Annotated in this window: 8 protein-coding genes; 5 read left to right on the top strand and 3 right to left on the bottom strand. The window is 73.8% G+C overall.

What is annotated here, in order from left to right; genetic code table 11:
- The coding region (locus AC0CYZ_RS08075) for an AAA family ATPase (RefSeq protein WP_472214073.1) at positions 1-753 on the bottom strand (753 nt) is incomplete at its 3' end.
- Positions 754-1,124: 371 nt separating this feature from the next.
- Here AC0CYZ_RS08075 and AC0CYZ_RS08070 point away from each other — a divergent pair.
- Genes AC0CYZ_RS08070 through AC0CYZ_RS08060 form a run of 3 tightly spaced genes read left to right on the top strand, consistent with a single transcriptional unit; the run spans position 1,125 to position 1,865 of the window.
- A complete protein-coding gene (locus tag AC0CYZ_RS08070; protein WP_472214071.1) occupies positions 1,125-1,424 on the top strand; it encodes a fumarylacetoacetate hydrolase family protein in 300 nt (99 codons plus the stop codon).
- A complete protein-coding gene (locus tag AC0CYZ_RS08065) occupies positions 1,360-1,647 on the top strand; it encodes a fumarylacetoacetate hydrolase family protein (RefSeq protein ID WP_472214069.1) in 288 nt (95 codons plus the stop codon). Before AC0CYZ_RS08070 ends, AC0CYZ_RS08065 begins: the two co-directional genes overlap by 65 nt.
- Positions 1,644-1,865, top strand: coding sequence for a VOC family protein (locus tag AC0CYZ_RS08060; protein WP_472214067.1), 222 nt, complete (start codon positions 1,644-1,646; stop codon positions 1,863-1,865). Before AC0CYZ_RS08065 ends, AC0CYZ_RS08060 begins: the two co-directional genes overlap by 4 nt.
- A gap of 394 nt (positions 1,866-2,259) precedes the next feature.
- Here the strand turns inward: AC0CYZ_RS08060 and AC0CYZ_RS08055 are convergent, their stop codons facing one another.
- Both AC0CYZ_RS08055 and AC0CYZ_RS08050 read right to left on the bottom strand, forming a co-directional pair.
- Complete coding sequence (locus AC0CYZ_RS08055; RefSeq protein WP_472214065.1) at positions 2,260-2,931, bottom strand: DUF2306 domain-containing protein; 672 nt, start codon at positions 2,929-2,931, stop codon at positions 2,260-2,262.
- 37 nt (positions 2,932-2,968) lie between these two features.
- Positions 2,969-3,409 (bottom strand): hypothetical protein, encoded by a 441-nt coding sequence (locus AC0CYZ_RS08050; protein WP_472214064.1) that lies wholly within the window; start codon positions 3,407-3,409, stop codon positions 2,969-2,971.
- A gap of 105 nt (positions 3,410-3,514) precedes the next feature.
- On the opposite strand from AC0CYZ_RS08050, the gene AC0CYZ_RS08045 reads away from it, so the two are divergent.
- Complete coding sequence (locus tag AC0CYZ_RS08045) at positions 3,515-4,669, top strand: sensor histidine kinase (protein ID WP_472214062.1); 1,155 nt, start codon at positions 3,515-3,517, stop codon at positions 4,667-4,669.
- The coding region (locus AC0CYZ_RS08040) for a response regulator (protein ID WP_472214060.1) at positions 4,666-5,011 on the top strand (346 nt) is incomplete at its 3' end. The genes AC0CYZ_RS08045 and AC0CYZ_RS08040, both read left to right, overlap by 4 nt.

Raw genomic sequence — 5,011 nt, 5'->3', positions numbered from 1 at the left:
CTCGGACGGCGCTGCTCGCTCCCGCGCGAGCGCGGCGATCTCGGGCGGCGTCAGCCGGCGCAGCCGGGCCACCGCGACCGACGGGTGCCGCTGCAGCTGGGCAAGGCCCGGCGGCGCGTGCTCGTCGTCGCGGGCAGCGCCCACCAGCAGCACCCGGGTGCCCGCGAGCCGGCCGGCAAGGTAGTCGAGCAGGGCGAGCGTGTCGTGGTCGGCCCAGTGCAGGTCGTCGAGGGTGAGGAGCAGACCGTGCGACCCCGCGCCGATATCCAGGAGCTCGCGCACCGCCTCGCCCAGGAGGACGACCGGGTCGACCAGGGCGTTGTCCGGTGCCGCCACCGCGGGCCAGCCCGGGAGGAGCCGTCCGAGCACGGGCCGGTACGGGGCCAGCTGGGGATGCTCCGTGGTCGCGGGGCAGTCCAGCGAAATGAGACCCTCCGCGACGGGGCGGAACGGGCCGGCGCCCGGGACCGCCCGACCGCTCAGAACAGTCATGCCCCGTGAGCGGGCCAGCCGGCCTGCCTCCCCGAGGATGCGCGTCTTCCCGATCCCGGCCTCGCCGGATACCAGCAGGACCGCGCCGGTACCGGCCTGCGCGTCCGCCAGCCGCCGCGTCAAGGTATCGAGCTCCGCGACGCGGCCGACTGTCGCGCCGTCGGTCACCCGGACGAGTATCTCGGCAGACGAGGCCCCGGTCGATCCGCCGATCGGCCCGGCGTCGACGCCGCTCCGGCTCACGGAGCCGCCCCCAGGCATGCGGAACGCCACGTCCCGGAGAGCCCTCTCGGCCTCGTCTATCGCAGGAAGTGGCGTGTCCCGCTCCGACTTGCCGAGATGGCGGAACGCCCTAGCTAGCCAGGGGCTGCGGTGATCGGCCTCGGCCGCGGGCCGCTACTGGGCGATCCTGCCGCAGCGCCTGATTGCGATGGCGCAGTCTTCGCGGAGATAGGGCGTCCAGCGCTGATTGAGCTCCACATCGTAAACGTCACGGGCATGACAGCTGTCGGAGGCAACAAGGCCGGGGATGAGGAAAGCTCGCGATCGCCGAGGTGGCCCCCGCCGCGCGAGGAGAATTCGAACGCGCGCGATGTGCTCTTAACCGTCGCGCTGAGGTTCGGTGGGGCCTAATGCGCAGGCCCATGATGTCAGCGGCGAGCGCGGCGGCGCGTCGATTTGTCGCGGGCTACACGATCGGCCTGGACCTCTCGTGCCGAAACTTGATGCACGCGGACAACGGCCTTGGGGACCGATCTACCCGCAGCAAGGCGCAGGACACCATGGCCCTCTGCGGACCGGTCGTGGTGCCGGCCGCTTCCTCGACGACGTCGACTTGCAAATCACGCTCTCCGTCAGCGGCGACCGATGGTGGACGCCTCAACCGCCGAGATGAGCTACCGGGTCGACGAGCAGCTCAGCATCATCAGTGACCACATCACCCTCGTTCCAGGCGACGTGCTCTTCACCGGCTCGCCCTCGGGGTCGGCCGGCGAGCACTGCGGCCGGGTGGCTGCGACCCGGCGACCGGATCGACGCCCGGATCGGCCCGATCCCCACCCTGTCCGTCTCGGTACACGCCGGCTGAGGTGCCGTGTCCACCCACCGGTTGCCGAGGAGAACCCCCGGGAGCAGCCGGGGAAGGAGCAGTCATGACGCTGCGCGGCATCCACCACGTCAAGATCGCGGTGTCGAACCTCGAGCGGTCGCTGCAGTTCTACACCGACGTCTTCGGGGCCCGGCGCATCGCCGACGCCGACCACGTCGACGACGCTGGGCGGCTCTACGCCTGCACTCTCGACGTCCCCGGCCCTCGGCACCCTGCTCGAACTGCGCCTCGACGCGCACCGCGCGGCCTGCGCGCGCGGCTTTGACCCGCTGACCCTCGCCGTCGACAACCGTGACCCGCTCGCCGGCTGGCAGGCCCACCTCGAGGTCCTCGGCGTGGAGCACTCCGGCGAGGTCGTCGCCCTGCGGGCCTGGTTGACCGTGTTCGCCGACCCCGACGGCACCCGCCTGCCCCTCGACACCCTCGAGGAGCACGGACCCGACCTCGCTGCGGACGTGGGTAGCCCCCTGGCTGGAGAGACACCCGGACCCCACACAGGTCGATCGGGCGGCCGAGTTGAGCTTCTACGCGGCCGGTCGGTCGTCCCTCCCCGCCGGGCAGCCGTCACCTGTCGATCACCCCTGGCCTCTCGGGAGCGCACGAGCAGCCGGCTAGGCCGGCCCGGATCGCGCGGTACCGCGCGGACGAGCGGGCGTGGGTTATCGCGGCATCGACATTGCCGCAGGGGTTCGACGCCGCCGAGATCGTGCCCGCCGCCGGATTAGGACCTCCACCACGGCCAGGTTCACGATCCAGCCCAGGACCTGGCCACGCGGGATCGTGCCCACCACGTCGACCGGTGCCCCCCGGGCCGCGCCGACGAGCACCATCGCCGGCACCAGCAGCCGGGCGGTGACGGCGAGGAAGGTCAGCGCGTAGTTCCGGAGCATCCACGACCGGTGCGCCTCGACGTCGCCGCGGTGGATCGCGCGGACGGCCAGCGCGCCCGTCACCAGCCACAGGACGGCCGGGATCACGAGCCCGACCTGCGTGACGAGCCGTCCCGACAGCAGCGCCACGGGGATCCCGGTGAGCGCGGCGGGCACGACACCCAGCAGGAGGTACGCGCGCCCGAGCGCGCGGTGCACCGACCAGCGGGCCCGGACGGCCGGGACGAACTGGAGCGGACCGAGGACGAGGGCGACCAGTGCCGTCGCGACGTGGGCGACCAGGAGCCCGTAGTGCAGCCCCCCGGACACCGGGAGCCGGCTCGAACCGATGTCGAGCCCGGCGTAGGGCCAGGCCATCGCCGCACCGGCCACGACGGACACCAGGACGAGGCCCCAGGGCCGGTGCGGGTGCCGCAGCGGAGGGGTCGGGTGCACGATCACGGCTCCAGGGGTTCGGCGAGCGACGGGTCGGGCGGGCTCAGCTCGCCGCGGTCCGGGCGGCCGCGCGGTCGTCGGGAACCCGTCGACGGCCCGGTGCCGCGATAGCGGCGATCCCGCCGATCACGGCCGTGACGAGGCCGGCGGCCATGACGACGTTGCCCGCCACGGTCCCGACCACGGGCGAGGCGAGGTTCGCGAGCAGGAACCGCCCGCCGACCCCGACGATCCAGACCCCGACGAGGACTCCGAAGACGGGGTGCCAGCGCCAGCGGCACGTCGCGAGCGTCAGGACGCCCGCTCCCAGGATGACCATGATTCCGGGCGGGAAGGGCACGCCGAGGAGTCGGGTGCCCGCGAACTTCGCCGGTTCGGCGACCGCCTGGATGACCAGACCGAGGATGCCGACGAGGAGCCCGGCCAGGGAGAACCAGCCGGCACGGGGGACACGATCGAGGGGGAACAGGGCGTCGTGGGTCATGGTGGACAGCGTCGGCGTTCCCGGAGGGGCGGTCGTCCCCCCGACCGCGGCGGTGCCCTACGCAGGAACGCGTAGGTCACGGCCGGCGGCACCCGCGAGCGGTTCGTGGCGGCCTACGGTGTGCGCGTGGTCACCGGGGCCTGGCGACGGATATCGCCGGAGCCCGTACGGGCCGCGGCGCTCGCGGCGGCGGTCCTGGTCGGTGTCGCTGCCGTCGCCTCGATCCAGGTCGCCTCGGTCGGGGACGGGCTCCGCTCGATCGACGCCGTGACCGTCGGCGCGGTGCTGCTGGCCTGTCTCGGCTGGAGCGCCCGCCGGGCCGCACCCTCGACCGCCGCCATCGTGGTCGCCGCGGTGGTCGCCGGCTATCTCGTCGCGGGTGGGCCGTACGGCCCGATCCAGCTGGTGGCGTCGCTGTGCTGCTTCACCGTCGGCGTGAGCTGCCCGGCCCGACGTGCGGGCGGGGTCGGCGCGGTGGTGGCCGTCGTGCTGTCCGCCGGGCTCCTGACCCGCCTGACGTGGTCGTCGTGGTACGCCGTGGCGGCCGTCCTGGTGGCGTTCGCGACGGTCTTCGTCGTCCTCCCGCTGCTGGTCGGGGTGCTGGTCCGCGTCCGGGAGGAGGGTGCCGTCCGGCAGCGTTCCGAGCTGCTGGCCCGGGGCGCGGAGTCCGAGCGCCTCCGCCTGGCGCAGGAGGTCCACGACGTGGCGGGCCACGGGTTCGCGGTCGTCAGCATGCAGGCCGGGGTGGCACTCACCGTGTTCGACGAGCAGCCCGACCAGGCCCGGCGCTGTCTGGAGGCGGTCCGGGACTCGGCGGACTCGGCGCTCCGGGACCTCCACGGCATGCTCGCTGCGCTTCGCAGCCCGGCCCCGACGATCACCGACGTCCCCGAGCTCGTCTCCCGGGTACGCGCGGCCGGCCTCCCGGTGGAGCTGCGCTCGAGCGGCGAGGACCTCGGGGTCGACGAGGAGGTCTCGGCCACCCTGCACCGCGTGGTCCAGGAGGCCCTGACCAACGTGCTCCGCCACGCCGGCCCGACGGTGGCGCAGGTGGAGATCACGCATCACCCGGACACGGTGGCCGTGGTCGTCCGCGACCACGGGACGGGCCTGCGGGCCCGGATGGCGCTCGAGGAGGGACACGGCCTGGACGGGCTACGGGCCCGGACCGAAGCCCTCGGCGGGACGCTCACGGTCACGGATCACCCCGCGGCCGGTGTCGAGGTCGAGGCCCGCCTCCCCCGACGGGCGACCCGGTGACCGCCGCCGCGGACGGGACGATCACGGTCGCCCTGGCCGACGACGACGAGCTCGTGCGGATGGCCCTGCGGGTGCTGGTCCAGCGCGAGCCGGATCTGCGCCTCGTCGGCGAGGCCACCGACGGACACGAGGCGTTGGCCCTCGTCCGGTCCCGGCGCCCCCGTGTCCTGCTGCTCGACCTGCAGATGCCCGGCCTGCACGGGCTCGAGGTCCTGCGCGCCGTCACCGTCGACCCGGCGCTCGCCCACGTCCGGGTCGTCGTCGTCACCACGTTCGAGATCGACCACTACGTCCTCGAGGCGCTGCACGCCGGCGCCAGCGGGTTCCTGCTCAAGAGCAGGG

Source organism: Actinomycetospora sp., from assembly GCF_055612215.1.
This window is presented reverse-complemented; position numbering and strand designations above follow the sequence as displayed.